Source organism: Undibacterium sp. GW821-FHT11B02, from assembly GCF_058808955.1.
The window spans coordinates 341,813-362,131 of sequence record NZ_JBXASD010000002.1; the positions used below are offsets into that span (position 1 = coordinate 341,813).

Here is a 20,319-nt window from a genome sequence, read left to right on the forward strand (position 1 = left end):
TCCAAACGCAGGTGACAAGATTTCGCGCTCACTAACAAACTCAATGCGAAACTCAATGCCAAACTCAATTCACAAACAAATTACTGTGGCCGATTTTTTTTCTGCTTATGAATTTGAATGCATACTTCTTTTCATTAAAATGCGGCAAATCTTCATCCAAAACGACGATACTGACTTTTTTAGTGTCGGAAATTTTGTCGAACATGGCATCGGTGACAACAATTTCATTTTTATGCAGCTTATTGCCCCAAAACAAATCACTGCTGCGGCTGTCAATGATGCGCACAGGCTGCTTCAGATAAAACGGCAAGGATGACTGGTTTTCAAAGACCCGGTATAAAAACACTTCACGCGCCCTCTTATCATTTTGCAATTCAAGAGCCATAGGCTGGGTTGATGTCCAATCGGAAGATGCTTGCAAAACACCAATCGCGGTAAACAATATCATTGCTGGCAATACCACAAAAGGCAGCAGGCCCGTACGCGGGTAGCGCCAGACCAGCACGCCTATACCTGCACTGAGTACCGCCATTACAGCCAGACACCAGTGCACAAAACGCATGCCGCCCAGACCATAAATGCTCAGCGTTGCCAGCCACGCACCCTTGCCGCCATCGGCCCACCAGGCCAGTGCAGCAAAAATCCCGGCAAGTATCAAAGCCACCAGTCCGCGCGCCCAGGCACTGCCCATGGCCCTGTCTTCCAGCGCAATCGCCAGTTGCAGAGCCGCCAGCGGCATCACCACCACCAGGTAATAATTGGCCTTGGCACTGGAAAGAGAAAAAAACAATACCGGAATAATCCATGCACAAGTCATGAAACTGCGCAATGACCTGGCTGTCTGTTGTACAGGCTTAACAAACAGCAGGAGTGGCAGGAAAAATGACCAGGGAAACAGGTAAACGATCATTCTGGGCAGGTAATACCACCACGCGCCAGCATAGTAATCATGAGGCTCGCGCTTACCCAAAAACCGCAACACATGCTCATTGATGAAATAAAACCAGGCAAAAATCGGTTCTGCCATGATTGCGGCGATATGCCATGGTGCGGCAATCAGGAAAAACAGCCCCAGCCCGCGCCAGTTCAGCCAACTGACCAGCCGTGCAAAAAAATCCCGAACCGAAGTTGACAGCAAGACGGTATAAGCAAATGTCACCGCACCAAATAAAATAATGGCAACAAAACCTTTTGCCAACAGGGCAAGTGCGAGAAAGGACATAGCCCAGTACAAACGCTTCTTGTCGCCTGAAATGCTGTACAAATACCCTGACATCAATGCCCCTGTTAGCATTACTGTCAGCAACATGTCAAACATCAGGGTGCGAGACATGGCGATCACGCCCAGACCACTAATAAACATCAATGCAGCGAGTTTAGCCGCATTTGGACGCGCTATCTGCCGCCCAAACCACATCATCATGCCGACGCAACTCAAAGCTGACAGGACCGGTACCAGACGCGCCGCCCATTCATGCTCGCCAAACAAGGCAAATGAGAAAGCCGTCAACCAATACAGCAAAGGCGGCTTTTCCATGTAAGCCAGACCATTCAGGTGCGGGATGATCCAGTTATGCCAATCGCCAGCCGCCAGCATTTCCCTGGGTATTTCAGCGTACAGGCCTTCGTTATTGTCCAAAATCGGGTAGGTACCCAAACCGTAGGCAAGAAAGAAAAAAACCAATAGGCAAACCAGCCAGGCAGGAATATCTGGCAGTTGTACTTTCTGGCCGGGCTGAACAAAACTCATAAAGACAATAAACTCGTTTATAGGTGCGAGCGTATTCTACGCATCTTCAAAATTGTTTTTTGGAAAAGTAACGATTATTCAAACACTTGAGTCAAAACAAAAAAAGACAAGCAATATGCTTGTCTTTTTATTGCATTCAAGGAAACAATCAAGCCGCGGAGGCAACATTTTTCGCCCAAACCAGCGATGCCATGTGCGCAGCATTCAAATCGGCAGGGGTAATTTTCAATGACTCAGCCAGCGAACCAACCAGCATGCTATTGAGCTCACATGCTTCAGCCAGAGCCAGGAAAGGGCCATAGGTACCGCCGCGAGAAATCAGGGCCTCAGTCACAACTTCAGGTAACTGTACGGTAGACAGCACTTCTTCCATCGATATTCCCAATAACCTGTCCAGCAGGGAAAACATACCTGCAACAAACAGATTTTCAGCTTCACTCTTGGACATCTTGCCCTGCCCCAGCGCTTCAGCCAGGCGACCACGGACAATCGCAGTCTCCAGCAGCACAGGGGAATAACCACTGGAACTGGCAGTTGCCAACAGCACTGTCAGCCAACGGTACAAGGGGCTATATCCCAGCATTTGCACGGCATGTTTCAGCGACTGCACTTCGGTTCTAAGGCCAAAACCTGCAGAGTTAATATAGCGCAGTAATTTATAGGCCAGTGTGGCATCACGTTTGACAACGGCTTCCAGTTGCTGGATGTCGGCATTTTTTCTGACCATTTCCATCAATTGCAAAATGGTGGTTTGTGCAGTATTCAGGGTTTTTGGCGCATTACTTGGACGCGGCGTCAAATGCAGTTTACCAACAAAACTGTCCAGACCCAATGCGGAACAGGCATCAAAATCCTGCCAAGTCATAATGTTGCGGGCGACCATGCGCACGGTGGATTGTTTCAGCGCTGCATAAACCTTGGCCTGAGATGCAAAATTGGCTGCATTCAATTGCACTTCAAGGTGGGTGATCAAGGCGAAATAAGAACGCTCCAGTGTTGTTACTTCCGCACCCCGCAGGCAAATACCAAAACCAAGTTGACGCAATTCAGTCACCACTGCCAGTGTTTCAGGGTTGGCAAAATACTTTTTATGCAAAATCAGGACGGTGTTTTCTGCCGGTAGCAACTTTAACCCGGGTGCATGCAACAACTCTGGCACAGCTTCCAGAAACAACAGGCTGTCACCAAGCAAAAAACCCTTGTCATCATCATGAAGTTCTTCAGCGACAAACTCCATGAGTTCGCTCAGGCTTTCTGTACTTGATTCAATATCCTGATTTGGCTGCTGCCAGGAAAATTGAAATCCGATTACCCGCTGTTTGGGATCAAGTAGTGGTTCCCTTACAATGAAGCTGGCTTCGATCATTTTATCTAGTATGTATGTTAATTAGGTATGAATGAAACAGTCAGAACCCAAGGTTATCAAGCAAATCATCTACCTGCCCCTGATTTGCCACCACCTCGGTATTTCCTCCCGGGTTGATTTGCGGACCATTCAAAAGCCCATCTGAAATGTCCCGCCTGACTTCATCAGATGAGTAATCATTGAGCAGCTACACCTGTTACTGCTCTGGACTCTGAGCCAATTCAGTTACTTTTTTAATAACCAGCCCGGTCAAATCCTGGAAATCTTGCGCCATCATGATATCCATCAGATGGAACTTGGTTTTCATATTTTTTTCCCTGGACATCTTCAAATACGCCTGCATTTTCTGCATCATTCCCTGATACTGGACAGATAAAACAGTGCCTGCTTGCATGACTGTCAATGCCATCACGTTCAGCTTTTTCAGACACTTTTGCCACAGAGCCCAGCTGGCCACATGCATCAGTAATATCTTGTGCCGCCCGTCTCAACGGCGTATCCAAGCTCAGGCCACCCAAACTATGATGCAACAGTCTGGTTATGTGGCCTACTCTATGCGGGAAGTCGTCTTTTGAGTATTTTGACTGATGTCCCCCATAGAAAACTGATTGCTTTACTATTTCCCCAGTTTTTCAAAAATCTTGGTCAGCTTTTCGTCCAGGGTGGCTGCCGTAAATGGCTTCACGACGTATCCATTGGCACCAGCCTGAGCAGCAGCAATGATATTTTCCTTCTTGGCTTCAGCCGTAACCATCAGTACCGGCATTTTCGACAAAGCAGGGTCCGCACGAATATGCTGAAGCATGGTCAAACCATCCATGTTAGGCATATTCCAGTCCGAGATGACGAAATCGAAATCACCATTCTTCAACTTTGCCAATCCCATTGCACCATCTTCTGCTTCATCGACATTGGAATATCCCAATTCTTTAAGCAAATTCCGCACAATGCGTCGCATAGTAGAAAAGTCATCAACTACTAAAAATTTGAGATTTTGATCGGCCATGAATTACTCCACTATTTCTTTAAGGACAGTTATTAGCATTATCGGACAAATTTACATAAAACGGTGCTGAAATTGCAGTAAAGCATTAAATTCTATCTTAATGCATCAAACCCTCAAGGCTCGACTGCCATGAGTTGCCAAGTAATGCAAGACCTTGGAGGGTAATTCATTCAAGGGTCCAACCTCATGCGTAGCACCAATTGCGATTGCTTCACGCGGCATACCAAATACTACACAACTTGCCTCATCTTGGGCAAAATTGTACGCGCCAGCATTTTTCATCTCTAGCATACCGAGTGCGCCATCCTTCCCCATACCGGTCAAAATGACACCAACTGCATTTTTACCGGCATAGACTGCTGCGGACTTGAACAGCACATCCACTGAAGGGCGATGCCGGTTTACCGGCGGCCCCTGGTCAAGTTGAGTCACGTAATTGGCACCGCTGCGCGCCAACAACAGGTGTGAATGCCCAGGCGCTATATAAGCATGCCCTGGCAACACCCGCTCACCACCACTGGCTTCAGAAACCGAGATTTTGCACAAGCCGTCAAGACGCTTGGCAAATGAACGGGTAAAACCTTCTGGCATATGTTGCGTAATCAGGATACCCGGACAATCTGACGGCATTTGTACCAGGAAGTTCTTGATCGCTTCAGTCCCGCCTGTCGAGGCACCGATAATAATGAGCTTTTCACTACTTGTCAGCGGATTTTTAACTGACGGCAATACACCACCAGTGGCCGGCGTACCACTGGCTGGTGGCAGGCTGCGTGGACGGACTCTGGCCTTGGATGCAATCCGGATTTTATCTGTGATCAGTTCAGTATATTCCAGCATGCCACTCTGGATCGATAATTTAGGCTTGGTGACAAAATCAACCGCCCCCAACTCGAGCGCACGCATGGTGATTTCCGAACCTCTTTCTGTCAGGGAGGACACCATGATGACGGGCATAGGACGCAGACGCATCAAACGCTCCAGAAAATCAAGGCCATCCATTTTAGGCATTTCCACGTCCAGTGTCAGTACGTCTGGATTGGTCTGCTTGATCAACTCGCGCGCCACCAACGGATCGGGAGCAACGCCCACAACCTCCATATCGGGCTGACTTCCGATAATTTCACTCATGACACTACGTATCAGTGCAGAGTCGTCAACAATCAATACTTTTATTTTCATTACAAAATACTCCGCAATCAGAAGTGCCTGGCAGCAGGTGCAGACAACAATACTATGACTAGAACAAGTCCACTTCACCACCAACTGAGGTGGTCTTGAGTCTGCTTGCGTAATCCTGTTCACGCCTTCTGAGGGTATCGTTATGTTCTACTTTTAATTTCTTCACCAAAACTTTACCTGTCCTGGGGAAAAAATAGACTTTGCGTGGATAAATGTCATTGAGATCTTCGGCAATCACGCGCATTCTTTCTGCACGCAGGTAATCCAGTACAAACTTGGCATTGCGCTCACCGACATTTATGGCGGTAAAACCGCGCAGGACATTGCCACCACCAAATACCTTGGCTTCCATGTTTTCACGTTTCGCCCCAGCTTTCAGGAGCTCATTGATCAACACTTCCATCGCATAGGTGCCGTAGCGCATGGATGCAGACACAGGATTATCAGCGTCACCGCCACTATCCGGCAACATAAAATGGTTCATGCCACCAACCCCAGACACACGATCACGTATACACGCTGAAACACAAGACCCCAGCACCGTGACAATAAGCATGTCTTTATTCGTGAAATAAAATTCACCAGGCAAAATTTTTGCGGCATCGCAGTCAAACGTCCTGTCGTAATAGACGTTCGTGGCAAAATGCTCTTCACTTAACTGGCTCATGGATTACCCTTTTGCAGATGACGCAATGTCGTTCTGGTACCTGAAGCAAGGGAGGATTTGGCCAACTCATAAACCGTCTTGCCTCTGAGCTTAAAATCATCTGATACGTATAGAAAATTCTCCGAATGGCCAGCAAACAACAGTCCGTCTGACTTCATCAAGGGAACAAATTTCTTTAAAATTTTGCTTTGAGTAGGTTTATCAAAATAGATCATGACATTCCGGCAAAAAATCGCATCAAATTCGCCGCTTAAAGACCAACTATCTTCCAATAAATTCAACTGTTTGAAAGTAATCAAATCTCTCAATTCAGGTCTGACACGCACCAATCCTTCCTGTGCGCCTTTACCTTTTAAAAAAAACTTTCTGGTTCTCTCTGCCGACAGTTTTTCTATCCGGTCCAGGTTATACACTCCACGAGAAGCGGTTTCCAGTACGTTTGTGTCGATATCAGTAGCAATAATATGTGCTGGCGGTTTCAGTGTGCCAAATGCTTCACATAGCGTGATAGCAATGGAATACGGCTCTTCACCAGTGGAACTGGCAGAGCACCAAATATTGACCGTTTCTTTTTTATTAGCAATATGTTCGGCAAGTATCGGGAAATGATGTTCTTCTCTAAAAAATGAAGTCAGATTGGTGGTAAGCGCATTGGTAAAAGCTTCCCACTCTGAATCAATTTCCTGATTTTCCAGGCAATCCAGATACTCCGAGAAAGAATTGATTCCAGTTGCGCGCAAACGACGTGCCAGGCGGCTATAAACCATTTCCTGCTTGCTGTCTGCCAAAGAAATACCGGCTCTTTTGTATATCAAGTCTCTGACACGATCAAAATCACGTGCATTAAAAGAAAATTCTTTTGAACTGTCTGACCTGCTTTTATCGATGGATTTCGTCATTCAATACCTTCCCTAACTTTTACCATCATCTTCAGAAGCGACTACGCTATTTCCGAACGAAATCTAATTCACACAATACACCATGAAGAAATAGTTCCAGAGTAAAAATAGCATGCAACGTCAAAATTATCTGTCGATTGCCTACTCCAGGCACACTGAAACAGATCAACGCTTCTTTTCATCAAAAGTTACCTGTATTTCAAAACTCCTCCCACTCATCCTCACTACGCTTACTGGCCTCGGCAGTCTGACGACCAGAACCAGATACCGGCTTGGCCGAATGATTTACAGCAGCCTTGGGCAATGCCCTGACCTCCTGGCGAACCGGTGCTGCCATAGCAGGTTGAGCTTTGCTGACCACAGGTTTGACAGTCTTGCTCGCAGCAGTAAGCAATTTGAATACGCTCACTGCTTCAGCCAATGCCACGGCCTGTTCTTCCATGCTTTCTGCCGCCGCCGCTGCCTGTTCTACCAATGCCGCATTTTGTTGCGTCATTTCATCCATCTGCGTAATCGCCAGATTCACCTGTTCTATCCCTGAACTTTGCTCCTGGCTCGCTGCCGTGATCTCGCTCATGATGTCTGCCACATGCTGGACGCTGGTGACAATTTCATCCATGGTCTTGCCGGCTTCATCCACCAGCTTGCTGCCCTGATCAACCTTGTCAACGGAATCGCTGATGAGGGATTTGATTTCTTTGGCAGCGCTGGCACTGCGTTGCGCCAGGTTGCGTACTTCGGCTGCCACTACCGCAAAACCACGCCCTTGCTCACCAGCCCTGGCGGCTTCTACCGCCGCATTCAAGGCCAGGATATTGGTCTGGAAGGCAATCCCATCAATGACACCAATGATGTCAACAATTTTTCTTGAGCTTTCTTTGATCGAACCCATGGTATTAACCACCTGCCCCACCACAGCACCGCCTTTGACCGCGACGCTGGATGCTGACACCACCAGTTGATTGGCCTGCCGCGCATTGTCGGCATTTTGCCTGACAGTGCTGGTCAGTTCTTCCATGGAGCTGGCGGTTTCTTCCAGCGAGCTGGCCTGGGATTCGGTACGACTCGACAGATCGGCGTTGCCAGACGCAATTTCGCGTGATGCCACAGAGATGGTTTCGGTGCCAACTCTGACTTGCCCTACCGTTGAGGCCAAGTTGTCATTCATATTTTTTAGGGCCTGCAACAAGGAGGTCACCTCATCATTACCAGATACGCTGACCTGGCTACGCAAATCACCGTCAGCCACAGTCTCTGCCAACCCCAGCGCCTCTTGCAAAGGTTGAGTAATACTGCGTGTGATGGCCCAGGCAAACAACGCTCCCACCGCCAATGCAGATACCAGAATAATGTAGAGCCACATCGTCAGTTTGGCCCCAGCAATAGCGAAGGTGTCGAATACCTGTTTGGTGGCGACATCTTGCAAGTCAACCAGCTTGTTCATTTCAAGAATAGATTTAGCACTGAGCGGATCAATGACGGAAGAAATGATTTTTATCGCACCTTCCGCATTAAACGCCAAAGCCTGACCAACTGCATCTTTAAAAGGTTTTTCTATTTCCTTGTCATTTTTTGCAATGTCGCCCAGAATTTTCTTTTCTTCTTCATTTAAACCAAGAGTGGACAGTTTTTCTTTAGCCTCATCGTATTTCTTACGCTGCGCCTTGACCTTGCCCTCTTCTTTCTGCATTTCGCCAACGTCAGACTGAATACCGATATTACGCATTGCAATACCACCTTCAAGCAAGGCGCTTTTCATATTATTTGCCTGCACCTGCTTTTGATAGGCAAGATTCAATCCTTCCACCATCGCCTTACGGTTATTCCCGCTGAGAGTATTGACAATTAAAATAACGGTAATCAATCCCGCTAAAATAATGGCAAAACCTACCCCCAGACGAGTTCCGATTTTGAAATTCCTAAGGTTCATAGTGTCTCCTCTTCCTTCTTAATTGGCTTCTATATTGTTATTTGTTTACCCGATGCCATCACAGAAAACGCCTACAGGTACGTCACGCAACAGCAGTGTCCACCAAGCCCATTTCAGGACTGGACATGAGCTTGTCAATATCAACCAATATCAGCATCCGATCATCCAGCGTACCCAATCCGATCAGAAAATCGGTACTGAAAGTGGTACCCATTTCCGGTGCTGGTCTTACCTGTTCTGGTAACAAGGTCGTCACGTCGGACACACTGTCGACCACCATACCAACAATACGCCCTTCAATATTCAGGATAATCACAACCGTGAATTGATCGTAGGTAGGGGTCCCCAAATTGAACTTGATACGCATATCCACGACGGGGACAATGATGCCGCGCAAATTAATGACGCCTTTTAAAAATTCAGGTGCATTGGCAATGCGCGTAACGGCTTCATACCCACGTATTTCCTGAACCTTGAGGATGTCAATGCCATATTCCTCATTACCCAAGGTAAAGGCAAGAAACTCATGTCCGGCAATGTCTGATTCATTGCTGTTATTGTGTGCACCACCATCACCATTTGTTTGTGAAAATTGCGTCATTTCTTTTTCCTCGCATTAAATTTGCCACTTGTTGGTTATCGCGCTGTGCGCAAAACAGCTGCGACATCAAGAATGAGTGCCACGCCACCATCTCCTAGAATAGTCGCACCGGAAATTCCCGGGACTTTCTTGTAATTTGATTCGATGTTTTTTACTACTACCTGCTGCTGCCCAACCAGATCATCAACAAACAAAGCCGCTTTTTTGCCATCCACTTCTACAATGACAACAATGCCATCCGATGGATCTGTATATTTGGGTTTAATATCAAAAAACTGATACAGCGGAACCAGTGGCAAGTACTCGTCACGCACTTTGACCACACGCCCCTTGCCGTTGACTTCCTTGATATCAGCTTTGGCTGGCTGTAAAGATTCCATCACAAAACCCAAAGGCAGAATGTAAATTTCGTCACCAAACTTAATCGACATGCCATCCAGAATCGCCAGCGTCAGCGGCAAGGAAATCGTAATTGTCGTGCCATATCCTTTGGCGGAACGGATATCCACCACGCCCCCCATGGCAGTAATGTTGCGCTTGACAACATCCATACCGACACCACGACCAGATACATCCGTGACGGTTTCTGCCGTAGAAAAGCCGGGCGCAAAAATCAGTTGCCAGACTTCCGGATCACTCATGGAATCTGAAACAGCCAGTCCATTCTGCTTGGCCTTGGCAAGAATCTTATCTCTATGCAAACCACCGCCATCGTCGCTAACTTCTATCACGATGTTGCCACCCTGATGCACCGCCGACAGGGATAATTTACCGGTTTCGTTCTTGCCCGCTTGCGACCTGGTAGCCGGCATTTCTATACCATGGTCTATGCTGTTCCTTACCAGATGCGTCAACGGGTCAACAATCCTCTCTATGAGCCCCTTATCGAGTTCAGTTGAGGCGCCATAAGTGACCAATTCGACTTTTTTCCCCAGCTTGGTTGCCAGGTCACGTACCATGCGTGGGAAACGCGAAAATACGTAGTCCATAGGCATCATGCGTATGGACATGACAGCCTCTTGCAGATCACGGGTATTTCTTGTTAAATGCGCGACACTGCTCAGCAAGCGCTCATTGACAATAGGGTCAAGATCCTGGGTACGTTGCTCCAGCATGGCCTGTGTAATCACCAGCTCGCCGATCAGATTGATCAGTTGATCCACCTTCTCTATACCGACACGTATGGTGGACGATTCTTGCGAATTGGCGACTTTCTCTGTTTCTTTTTTTACTACCGGCTTTTTATCATTTGACGCCAAGGCCTGAGCCTTATCCGAAACCGCAGGTTCGGGACTGTGCCCCTCTGTATGGACGTCAGGCTTACCTTCTTCAGGTGGAAACATGGCATCCAGCGGCTCAAAGAAACCATAACCAAGATCATCATCTGAAGGTGTTGCTTTGGCCGCTGGCAGTTTACTCACGGCTTGCTCAGAAATGATCAGACTGTCTGGATTAAGAATGAAGGAACAGATGGAAATAATGTCGTCCTTGCCTTCATTTGTGCGCAGACTGAGCACTACATTGTCACCCGTGTTTTCATCGCGCGAAATTACCCCCAGCAAACCCAGTTCAGACATCAGCGCTGACGCATCTTCTGGTGTTACTTTTGGCAGTTCTATCCGGAACGCCGTTTTGTAGACGGCATTCTGCATATCCCCATCTGCGCTCTTGCTGGCAAAACTGGCAACCGGAGCAGAAACCGGAACCGCATCCCGCGACAGGGATTGCAACAACATCCTGACATCAGCAACCGCATCCTGATCCACCGGCGTTCCCAGTTTGTGACCATCGAGTTGCATCTTCAGAATATCTTTTGCAATCAGAAAAGCATCAACATGCTCTGCCGTCAGTGCCATCTCTCCCTTGCGGATTTTATCCAGCAAAGATTCAAGTATGTGTGTTACCTCGGTCATGTCGGTCAGACCAAAAGTGGAAGCACCTCCCTTGATGGAATGGGCTGCCCTGAATATGGCATTCAGATCTTCTGGATCTGGGGAAGCGATATCGATGGCAAGTAACAATTTTTCCTTCTCGGCAAGAAGCTCTTCTGCCTCGTCGAAAAAAACTTGGAAAAACTGACTCATGTCAATCGTCATTATCTCACTCCGTGATTTACATTTGTTTGTCCAATAAACAGGGACATTTATTTAGCCAATCACTTTTTTGACTACTTCAGTTAATTTTTGCGGATCAAACGGCTTCACCAGCCAGCCATTTGCGCCAGCAGCGCGACCTTTAGCCTTCATGTCATCACTGGACTCTGTTGTCAGCATCAAAATAGGCACCCGCTGATAGGAGGGCAATCCACGCAGCGACTTAATCAGAGTCAGCCCATCCATTCTTGGCATGTTCTGGTCAGTAAGTACCAGGTCAACCACCTGATTGCGTGCTTTTTCCAGACCATCCTGACCATCGACGGCCTCAATCACCAGATATCCTGCTGCCTTCAAGCTAAACGCCACCATCTGCCTCAAAGAGCCAGAATCATCCACAGCTAAAATTGTCTTGGCCATATTTACTCCGTTATACGAATTGTAGGCAGCTTCAACACACTGCCTCTTGATTTAAAATAACTCAATGTCACCGCTATCCAAATGCTTTTGATGTACAGCTTTTCGTAGCAAATTTTTCAGGTCTACACTTTGTTTTTCCAGTCGCAGTGTGGTTTCCCGCAACAGCGCAGGTAAATTATCACTTCCGCCATCGCGCTCAATATCATTACTGACCACTCCAAGAGTACTCAATACCTCACGCAGGCCCTCACAACGTTGCATAGTTCTTGAAATCAGCTGACTGGTCAAATCTTGAAACTGCAGACTGGTTACAGCCGCATTGATATGTGTCGTAATATCTCCCTGAACCACCGTCAGTCGCTTAATGCTCTCTTTTGACACATTGCCAGAACCGATGATCAGGTTAATTTCTTCCTGTTCACTCGAAATCGCCGCATGCAAGGCCATAAAGCTGACGCCCAGCTTTTCTATCGCTTCACCCAGGAGTATGGCAGTCTGTGCGAGGTCAGTTTCTACTTCAAGCAAATGGGCATTGCCATGATCAGATACCCCCGACAAGAGCTGCTTGACCTCAGAACCCAACATTTTCTTTTTGGACATCATAAGCATCCTATCTTTACATTTTGACTTAATGATGCTGCGCCAATACCACCTATCAAGGCTTCACGGATATTTCAGCGCTTGAATCAGACTGATTTGCGACCTCAATGGAACCACCATCCTGAGAAGCAGACTGCTCTGCCTTCTTGTTCATGACGATAATACTTATCCGGCGATTAATAGGATTCAAAGGATCTTGCTTATCAAATAAAACTGACGAGGAAAGACCTACAACCCGTAGTACTTTAGCCTCATCCATACCACCATAAATCAATTCTCTTCTTGAAGCATTTGCCCGGTCAGCCGACAATTCCCAGTTGCTATATCCTTTTTCGCCACTACCATAGGCTGCAGCATCAGTATGTCCAGATAAGCTGATACGGTTAGGTACATCATTGAGTGCTTTGCCAATCTCATGCAAAATCTCGCGAGTATAAGGCTGTAATTCTGCTTTTGCCAGTGCAAACATAGGTCGGTTTTGCTCATCCACCATCTGTATACGCAGACCTTCAGTCGTAATATCCAGCAACAACTGTTTTTTGTACTGCTTCAGGGTAGGATTGGATTCAATGGCTGCCTCGATTTTTGTCTTCAACCCCTTCAATCTCTCCGCTTCCACCTTTGCCAGTGCAGCCTCGGCGGCCTGCAAGTTGTAGGTTTTCTTCTGTGCGTCGATCTCACCTTTGCGATTCTGCCCTTCGCGCGCGCTCAGATCCTTACCCCCGCCCTTGATGACACTGGAACTGTCGCCACTACCATCACCACCAGCCATCGCCACTTTCAAGGGTGTTTGAAAATACTCGGCAATACCATTCAAACTACCTTTGGCGGTAGAGCCCAGCAACCACATCAGCAGGAAAAACGCCATCATCGCGGTTACAAAATCTGCATACGCAATTTTCCACGCACCACCATGATGGCCACCGGCCACCTTTTTAATGCGCTTGACGATTATCGGTCGTAATTCTTCGCTTGCCATCATCAATCCAGTGATTGTTATTTAGATTTTGATTGCTTGATATGATCTTCCAACTCGATGAAGGTCGGCCTTTCGGTGGAATACAATACCTTTCTGCCGAACTCAACCGCCAGTGCCGGTGCATAACCGTTCAAGCTGGCCAGCAAAGTCACCTTAATGCATTGAAAGGTTTTGGATGACTCATCCAACTGCTGCTCCATCAACCCAGCCAGCGGACCTACGAAACCATATGCCAACAAAATACCGAGGAAGGTACCGACCAGCGCATGCGCAATCAGTATGCCCAGTTCAGAAGGAGGAATACCAACTGACTCCATCGTATGTACCACGCCCATCACCGCAGCGACAATACCAAATGCAGGTAAGCCATCACCGAGCTTCGCTATGAAATGTGCAGGCACGGCACCTTCGTGATGGTGAGTTTCCAGTTCATTATCCATCAGATTTTCAATCTGAAAAGCATCCATGTTCCCTGACACCATCAGACGCAAGTAATCGCCAATGAATTCCATCATATGATGATCATGCACAATCGCGGGATACTTGCTGAAGAGCGGGCTTTCTTCCGGTCTTTCGATATCACCTTCAATCGACATCAAGCCCTCTTTCCTGACCTTGGTCAGGACATCAAACAGCATGGTCATCAGCTCCATATATAAAGCCTTGGTGTACTTCGACCCCTTCAACACACCTGGCAGCGCCTTCAATGTCGCTTTCAGAGTTTTCGCATTATTGCCAACCAGAGAAGCGCCGGCAGCAGCGCCGCCAATCATCAATAGCTCCAGCGGCTGAAACAATACGGCAATATGCCCACCGGACATAACAAAGCCACCAAATACGGAGCCTAATACGACAATATAGCCGACTATAACTAACACGAGCGCCTACTCCTAACAGAGAAAATCCACAATATAGCTCACACTAACTCAGTCCCATCCCTAAAAACCAGAAACGAAAGTTAAATATTGCTTCAGGAATACATTTCAATATGAACATTATATGCGCCAGACATATAGAACGGGGTCATTCACCCCGCTTTTTATGAGTAAATCGGCTTCAATACCAGGTATTGGGAATTCATAACTCATCAACAAAGTTCCTTTCCTCATTTCGGCCTGCGCTTTTTCCCACAAGGCAGGCATGACTGCAGGTGACAGGTAAGCAAAAATCAGATCGAACTCAGCAAAATCCAGTGTCAGATAATTCCGCAAAAAAAACTGTGCATTACTACCGGAGAGTCGCGCCCGCATCCAACTGACCAGCCATGGAAATGGCGCAATTTCCACGCCAAAAAAATACTGCTCCGGACGGATTCGCGACAAATTCAAAGGCAAGCCGCCAAAGCCGCTACCTACATCAATGAACCGTAATTCGGATGTTGTTGGCATTTGTTCAAGAATACACGGCAACAAACTAGATTTGGAAGGGAAATATGGAACTTGTGTGCGGTAGGTTGACCAAAACAACAATACCATGACAACAAAGACGAGCAAACTGTAGCCCGGGCTCAACTGATAAACCAGGGAAACAACAACCGCATAAGGGAAAATGAATTCAATCAACCACCACCACCACTTCAGGCGAAGCATGATGCTGATCAGGACTGCAAAAAGGGAATGTGCAACCAAGATGATGTAAGGCGAAAGCCTTATCCCAAACAAGCGCCCATCCAGGTTATACAGAAGATAGGACAGCAGCAGCGCGATACACTGAACGCCTAGTGCGCGCATTGCCGGAGACGACAAGATACTGCCATCAGGAGAAATTTTGCCTTTGGGACTTTTCGATGACGCTAGTTCCAAGGCTCCTCCTGTTTTTTTATGCGACCAGCTCCATTGCGGTTTCTGCGTCTTTTGCTTTTTTTGTTTTTCCTGCTCTGGATGGAACATGGCAGAGCCCACATGCATAATCATCATGCAAATCCAGGCTGTGCGCAACAAAATGCCCTCCGCATTTGCAACATTTTGCAAAACTGAGCATTTTCCCCTCAAAAAAGCGCACCAGCGTCCACGCACGCGTCAAAGACAACACCGGCTCTTCACCAACTGGCACAGCTACCTGCTCCAAATAAAGCTTATACGCCTTGATGACAGCATCAATTCCATCCACGCCGGCATGCTCGCGCAGATATTTATGAATATTCATAAACAGGGAAGAATGAATATTCGGCTGCCACGTAGTAAACCAGTCAGCAGAGAATGGCAGCATACCTTTGGGCGGAGACACACCTTTCAACTCCTTGTAAATTTTCAGCAAACGCTCACGTGACAAAGAGGTTTCAGATTCCAGCAACTGCAGCCGGGCACCCAAGTTAACCAGTTCAATTGCCAATTGAATTTCGTGGGCTTCGTTCACTACACTTTTGCCTGCCATGATTCTCTCCATTTACCGGAATAATTATTGTTGACGAATTAATGGATTTCTTCCACAGCCTGGCCAGCCATCAGGATCGCAGCATGCGAATGGGCCAAAGCTCTTTCCTTGTTGTAATTTGTCAACATACACAAAATGGAACTATCTTCGAATCTGAAACGCGCCAACATCATATTGGAACCTGCCAGTTTCAATATCTGTGCATTATTCAAGCCTTCGATCAGGTCTGCAATTTCCTTGCCTATGCCCAAACGGAAAATGGCAGTTGCCTTATCAGCACGGATCATTTGTTGCGCCAGCATCAAGTAGCTTAAATTAGCGTCCCGAATTTCGGCCATCATATCGTTCTGAGTCATTGTCCTACCCTCCAGTTTGTAATCAGCGGCATCAATTGCGTTGCCAGTGAGATACATTGTGCAGGCAAGGAAATAGACGCTGTATCAGCGAGAGTATGTATTTGAATGCAGACAAAAACGAAAGCATGCCGTAGGAAAATATCCTACAGGCACATTTTGACATTCGCAAAATAAAAATTTCACGAAAAAGCAGATTTTATTTTTTTAGACCTCAAAACCACTCGATCTAAAAATTGCCATTAAAAACAATGACTTAAGAAAGAAAAGCCTCTTTCACTCATCCTCTTATAATCATTAACGGCAACAACTTCAGAAACTTTAGGGAATATTTGAAAATATTTTTAAATTTCTTCCATGCCTTCTTAACGACCCCTAAAAGCAAAAACTTTAGGGTTATCGCAAAAAAAATTCAAAAAAAAATCACCTGTTTGCAACAGGTGATTCATTTTTGTCCATCAATCAGGCGAAATCGCCGCTATTTAATTATCATTAAGCTATTTTTCAAAAACATTTAAGTCCGCATTGAAATACTACACCTACACCGTCGTATGCCAGATGCATTTGTCACGTATCTGTTTATCCAGTCCATTCAACAACATTTCATGCTCATTGAGCTCATCATCTGCAGCAACCAATACAGCAATCTCGCCCACAGGCTGATCCGAAACGACAAATTCCTGCACTTTGGGCAAATCATCGTCAGCCATATCAATTTCAAAACTATTTTGTCCGCGCGACATTGCCAAAAAGACATCCGCCAGCAATTCAGCGTCCAGTAAAGCGCCATGTAATTTTCGATGCGAATTGGATATTTCATAACGGCCACAAAGCGCATCAAGCGAATTTCGCTTGCCAGGATGCAACTCCTTCGCCAATACCAGGGTGTCGGTAATTGCCGGACATATATCTGAAAATGCCGGTAAATTCATCCTGACCAGTTCTGCATTCAGGAAGCCGACGTCAAACGGCGCATTGTGGATGATGATTTCTGCATCTTTGACATAGGCACAAAAAGCCTCTGCAATTTCAGCAAACTTGGGCTTGTCACTCAGAAATTCAGTAGTCAATCCATGTACTGCCAAAGCGCCTTCTTCAGAATCGCGCTCAGGATTGATGTACATGTGAAAATTATTGCCTGTTAATTTGCGATTAACCAGTTCTACCGCGCCAATCTCAATAATTCGGTCACCGTTTCGTGCATTCAGGCCCGTTGTTTCGGTATCCAAGACGATTTGTCGTCGCATTTTAAATCCAATCAATCGAAATAAAGTTTCTTACAGGACTTACGCAAAATTGCCCCAGCAAGGTGTAGCAACGAAGACAGTACTTTAGTACCGAATCCTGCTAAATGCGGGAGCTGCAACGATTTGGGGCAGTTTTGCGTAAGCCCTACTTACCTGTCCGCATCAAATGACCAGAACAAGCGGACGCACCGCCCTGTTTCAGTCGTACAAAACCTGCTTTGCATGCCGACCCCGGCAGCAAACACCAAATCCTTACCCACAGATAAATAAGGCAGTTTTTCGCGTTGCCAAAAAGGGATGCGCAAAGACTGGAAATGACTCTTCATATCACGGGTGGGGCGATTTTCTGCCAGTTTAAGGCGCTCGCCACCACGCCGCAAATGCACTAGCAAGGTCTGTTGCTGCAGCCATGCGGCCGCAATACCTTCGTCACTCGCTTCAAAATGCAGGGTACCGCCAAATTCCGGAAAATGCATGACAGCCTGACCACGCCATTCAACACGCAATTCCAGGTCACGTAACGCATCTGTGTCATGCACATGCTCCAGATAGACCCCGTCCCGATAGCGGTGGATGGCCCTGTCGTCATGATGCACAGTGATTTTCGCATCTTCACGACCATCAAATAGCTGGCTTTGCATTTCCTTAAGCCGGGATGTGGTCGGCATGCGTATGCCGGCCTGGGCAAACCAGTAGCGAAACAGATTGTCGCGGCGCGCCTCGCTCAAAGTTTGCATGGCAGACAGACTCAAACCGTCTTCTATGGAGCATGCAGCCAGATCCTGTGCAGCCACCTCAATCAACACTTCCTGCGCAGACTGGAAATGAATGGCCGACCTGGCCAATCGCCCGGCATAACCCGCAGACAGTTTTTCAAGAACAGGCATCACCTGATGGCGGATTGCATTGCGCAAGTAACGGGGGTCGGTATTTGACTCGTCTTCTATATGAGAAAGACTTCTGGTGGATGCATATCCATCCAGCGTCTTCCTTTTTTCAGCGAGTAAGGGACGGGCTAACAATAGCTCATCGATACCAAACAAACTCTGTGCGTGATGGCATTCATCCATGCCAGACATGCCAGCAACGCCGCTACCTCGCAGCAGTTGCAATAACAGGGTTTCCGCCTGGTCATCCTGATGATGGGCTGACAGGATCAGACCCACCTGCGCGCTTTGCGCGAGTTGGCCCAATGCGCGATAACGCCCCGCCCTGGCGGAGGCCTCCACACCATCACCACTCCCCATCGAGACGGTGATTTTTTCTGCAAACAAGCTAACGCCGTAACCATCACAAATCAACTGGCAATGCTGCAGCCATGCGTCTGCATTCGGACTTAAGCCGTGATGTATATGGAAGGCAAAAAGAGGATGCCCGAAGTGGCGACAGTATCTGACTGCCAGATCAAGCAAAACGGTGGAATCGAGTCCACCGCTGAAAGCAACCGCGAGACCATTTACTACGCCGTCCTGGCAGTTGCCTGAGATAATACTGCCAAGCTTCTCGAAAAATCGCTGTTCAAGGGCAAGGCTGCTGTGTTCCGCCTTCATTCAGCCGGTTTCGTTTCCTTAAACTTGCCGTAGCTCATGAGTTTTTCATGACGAGCAGCGAGCAAATCCTTGGTTTTTACGCCCTGGAACTGACGTAAGGTATCGGCCAGTGCACGCTTCACCAAAGCACACATCTGCTTGGGATCGCGATGCGCCCCACCCAATGGTTCATTGACGATCTTGTCGATCAGGCCCATAGCCTTGAGTCTGTGCGCCGTCAGACCCAGCGCTTCAGCCGCATCAGATGCACGGTCAGATGTTTTCCACAAAATGGAAGCACAACCCTCAGGGGAAATCACAGAATACGTAGCGTATTGCAGCATCAGCACTGCATCACCTACGGCCAGCGCCAGTGCACCACCCGAACCACCTTCACCAATGATGGTGGTGATCAGAGGCACTTTCAGTTCAGCCATGACATACAGATTATGACCAATAGCTTCGGACTGACCACGCTCTTCAGCGTCAATACCTGGCCAGGCGCCTGTGGTATCGACAAAAGTGAATACCGGGATATCAAATTTTTCAGCCAACTTCATCAAGCGCATGGCCTTGCGATAACCTTCTGGTCTTGGCATACCAAAATTGCGCAAGGCACGTTCTTTGGTGTCACGGCCTTTTTGATGCCCCATGACCATACACGCCTGGCCATTGAACCTTGCCAGCCCACCAACGATGGACAGGTCATCAGAAAAACTACGGTCTCCATGCAATTCATGAAAATCCGTGAACATCTGATTAATATAATCAAGAGTATAAGGGCGCTGCGGATGGCGGGAAATCTGGGAGACCTGCCATGGTGTCAACTTGGCATAAATATCCTTAGTCAACATCTGGCTTTTTTTCGACAGGCGATCGATCTCTTCTGAAATATCGACGGCAGAATCGTCCTGAACAAAACGCAATTCTTCTATTTTTGTTTCCAATTCAGCAATGGACTGCTCAAAATTCAAAAATGTTGTCTTAGTCATCGTGCCTCCTTAACATCACACGAGTTTATAAAATTATCCAGATTCGCCTCTGACCAGTCTGCGCTCCATAGTTACGCATACAGCGGGACAACAGTCTGGATGATAGATAATGCTATTGCCTGTGCGCCCTGTAGCGCACATAAATCACTGATATAAAATATCTTTTTATCAATGCAATTTTAACCAATTGGTGACATATTCTTCCGACGGATCAGATTAGATATCAAAAACAGCTCCGCTGTCCAGTATTGCGGTGGAATTGCAGTGGAAGACATGAGGTCGTCAAGAGGGTATCAGGTACTTTCAGCCTTCATTTTGCATCAGCATACAAG

20 protein-coding genes and 1 pseudogene are annotated in these 20,319 nt (G+C 47.2%); all 21 read right to left on the reverse strand.

The features are described from left to right. Positions 1-64 precede the first annotated feature (64 nt). Entirely contained in the window at positions 65-1,750 is a 1,686-nt protein-coding gene (locus tag AC1RVX_RS04790; RefSeq protein WP_493215438.1) for an ArnT family glycosyltransferase, read from the reverse strand. Positions 1,751-1,898: 148 nt separating this feature from the next. Then, positions 1,899-2,987 carry an EAL and HDOD domain-containing protein gene (locus tag AC1RVX_RS04795; protein ID WP_493215439.1) on the reverse strand — a complete coding sequence of 363 codons (1,089 nt, stop codon included), beginning with the start codon at positions 2,985-2,987 and terminating at the stop codon, positions 1,899-1,901. A 169-nt stretch (positions 2,988-3,156) separates the two neighbouring features. Further along, positions 3,157-3,468: pseudogene (locus AC1RVX_RS04800) on the reverse strand (protein phosphatase CheZ). Then, positions 3,350-3,619, reverse strand: coding sequence for a hypothetical protein (locus AC1RVX_RS04805; protein ID WP_493215440.1), 270 nt, complete (start codon positions 3,617-3,619; stop codon positions 3,350-3,352). The pseudogene AC1RVX_RS04800 and the gene AC1RVX_RS04805 overlap by 119 nt, the downstream one beginning before the upstream one ends. Positions 3,620-3,732: 113 nt before the next feature. Next, positions 3,733-4,122, reverse strand: coding sequence for a chemotaxis response regulator CheY (cheY, locus tag AC1RVX_RS04810; protein WP_110253727.1), 390 nt, complete (start codon positions 4,120-4,122; stop codon positions 3,733-3,735). 105 nt (positions 4,123-4,227) lie between these two features. After that, positions 4,228-5,304 carry a protein-glutamate methylesterase/protein-glutamine glutaminase gene (locus AC1RVX_RS04815; protein WP_493215441.1) on the reverse strand — a complete coding sequence of 359 codons (1,077 nt, stop codon included), beginning with the start codon at positions 5,302-5,304 and terminating at the stop codon, positions 4,228-4,230. Between the two features lie 58 nt (positions 5,305-5,362). Further along, positions 5,363-5,971, reverse strand: coding sequence for a chemoreceptor glutamine deamidase CheD (cheD, locus tag AC1RVX_RS04820; protein ID WP_186951606.1), 609 nt, complete (start codon positions 5,969-5,971; stop codon positions 5,363-5,365). Beyond that, positions 5,968-6,870, reverse strand: coding sequence for a CheR family methyltransferase (locus AC1RVX_RS04825; RefSeq protein ID WP_493215442.1), 903 nt, complete (start codon positions 6,868-6,870; stop codon positions 5,968-5,970). Before AC1RVX_RS04825 ends, cheD begins: the two co-directional genes overlap by 4 nt. Before the next feature lie 199 nt (positions 6,871-7,069). Continuing rightward, positions 7,070-8,800, reverse strand: a complete 1,731-nt coding sequence (locus tag AC1RVX_RS04830; protein ID WP_493215443.1) for a methyl-accepting chemotaxis protein — start codon at positions 8,798-8,800, stop codon at positions 7,070-7,072. 82 nt (positions 8,801-8,882) lie between these two features. Then, positions 8,883-9,401, reverse strand: coding sequence for a chemotaxis protein CheW (locus tag AC1RVX_RS04835; RefSeq protein WP_493215444.1), 519 nt, complete (start codon positions 9,399-9,401; stop codon positions 8,883-8,885). Between the two features lie 35 nt (positions 9,402-9,436). Further along, positions 9,437-11,497: a chemotaxis protein CheA gene (cheA, locus tag AC1RVX_RS04840; protein WP_493215445.1), complete on the reverse strand. Its 2,061-nt coding sequence runs from the start codon at positions 11,495-11,497 to the stop codon at positions 9,437-9,439. A gap of 51 nt (positions 11,498-11,548) precedes the next feature. Further along, positions 11,549-11,914 (reverse strand): response regulator, encoded by a 366-nt coding sequence (locus tag AC1RVX_RS04845; protein ID WP_422975756.1) that lies wholly within the window; start codon positions 11,912-11,914, stop codon positions 11,549-11,551. A 51-nt stretch (positions 11,915-11,965) separates the two neighbouring features. Further along, the gene (locus AC1RVX_RS04850; RefSeq protein WP_493215697.1) at positions 11,966-12,514 is read right to left on the reverse strand and encodes a chemotaxis protein; all 549 of its coding nucleotides are present in this window, start codon (positions 12,512-12,514) and stop codon (positions 11,966-11,968) included. A 55-nt stretch (positions 12,515-12,569) separates the two neighbouring features. Further along, a complete protein-coding gene (motB, locus tag AC1RVX_RS04855) occupies positions 12,570-13,493 on the reverse strand; it encodes a flagellar motor protein MotB (RefSeq protein ID WP_493215698.1) in 924 nt (307 codons plus the stop codon). A 17-nt stretch (positions 13,494-13,510) separates the two neighbouring features. Continuing rightward, positions 13,511-14,371 carry a flagellar motor stator protein MotA gene (gene motA, locus AC1RVX_RS04860; protein ID WP_493215446.1) on the reverse strand — a complete coding sequence of 287 codons (861 nt, stop codon included), beginning with the start codon at positions 14,369-14,371 and terminating at the stop codon, positions 13,511-13,513. 117 nt (positions 14,372-14,488) lie between these two features. Next, on the reverse strand, positions 14,489-15,409 hold the full coding sequence (locus tag AC1RVX_RS04865; RefSeq protein ID WP_493215447.1) for a class I SAM-dependent methyltransferase: 921 nt from the start codon (positions 15,407-15,409) through the stop codon (positions 14,489-14,491). Further along, positions 15,312-15,866 (reverse strand): flagellar transcriptional regulator FlhC, encoded by a 555-nt coding sequence (gene flhC / locus AC1RVX_RS04870; protein ID WP_493215448.1) that lies wholly within the window; start codon positions 15,864-15,866, stop codon positions 15,312-15,314. The genes AC1RVX_RS04865 and flhC overlap by 98 nt, the downstream gene beginning before the upstream one ends. A 38-nt stretch (positions 15,867-15,904) precedes the next feature. Then, positions 15,905-16,222, reverse strand: coding sequence for a flagellar transcriptional regulator FlhD (gene flhD / locus AC1RVX_RS04875; protein ID WP_186945507.1), 318 nt, complete (start codon positions 16,220-16,222; stop codon positions 15,905-15,907). Between the two features lie 536 nt (positions 16,223-16,758). Then, positions 16,759-17,466: a DNA polymerase III subunit epsilon gene (dnaQ, locus tag AC1RVX_RS04880; protein ID WP_493215449.1), complete on the reverse strand. Its 708-nt coding sequence runs from the start codon at positions 17,464-17,466 to the stop codon at positions 16,759-16,761. Positions 17,467-17,615: 149 nt separating this feature from the next. After that, positions 17,616-19,016: a tRNA lysidine(34) synthetase TilS gene (gene tilS, locus AC1RVX_RS04885; protein ID WP_493215450.1), complete on the reverse strand. Its 1,401-nt coding sequence runs from the start codon at positions 19,014-19,016 to the stop codon at positions 17,616-17,618. Next, a complete protein-coding gene (locus AC1RVX_RS04890; protein WP_186945510.1) occupies positions 19,013-19,987 on the reverse strand; it encodes an acetyl-CoA carboxylase carboxyltransferase subunit alpha in 975 nt (324 codons plus the stop codon). The genes tilS and AC1RVX_RS04890 overlap by 4 nt, the downstream gene beginning before the upstream one ends. Positions 19,988-20,319: the final 332 nt, after the last annotated feature.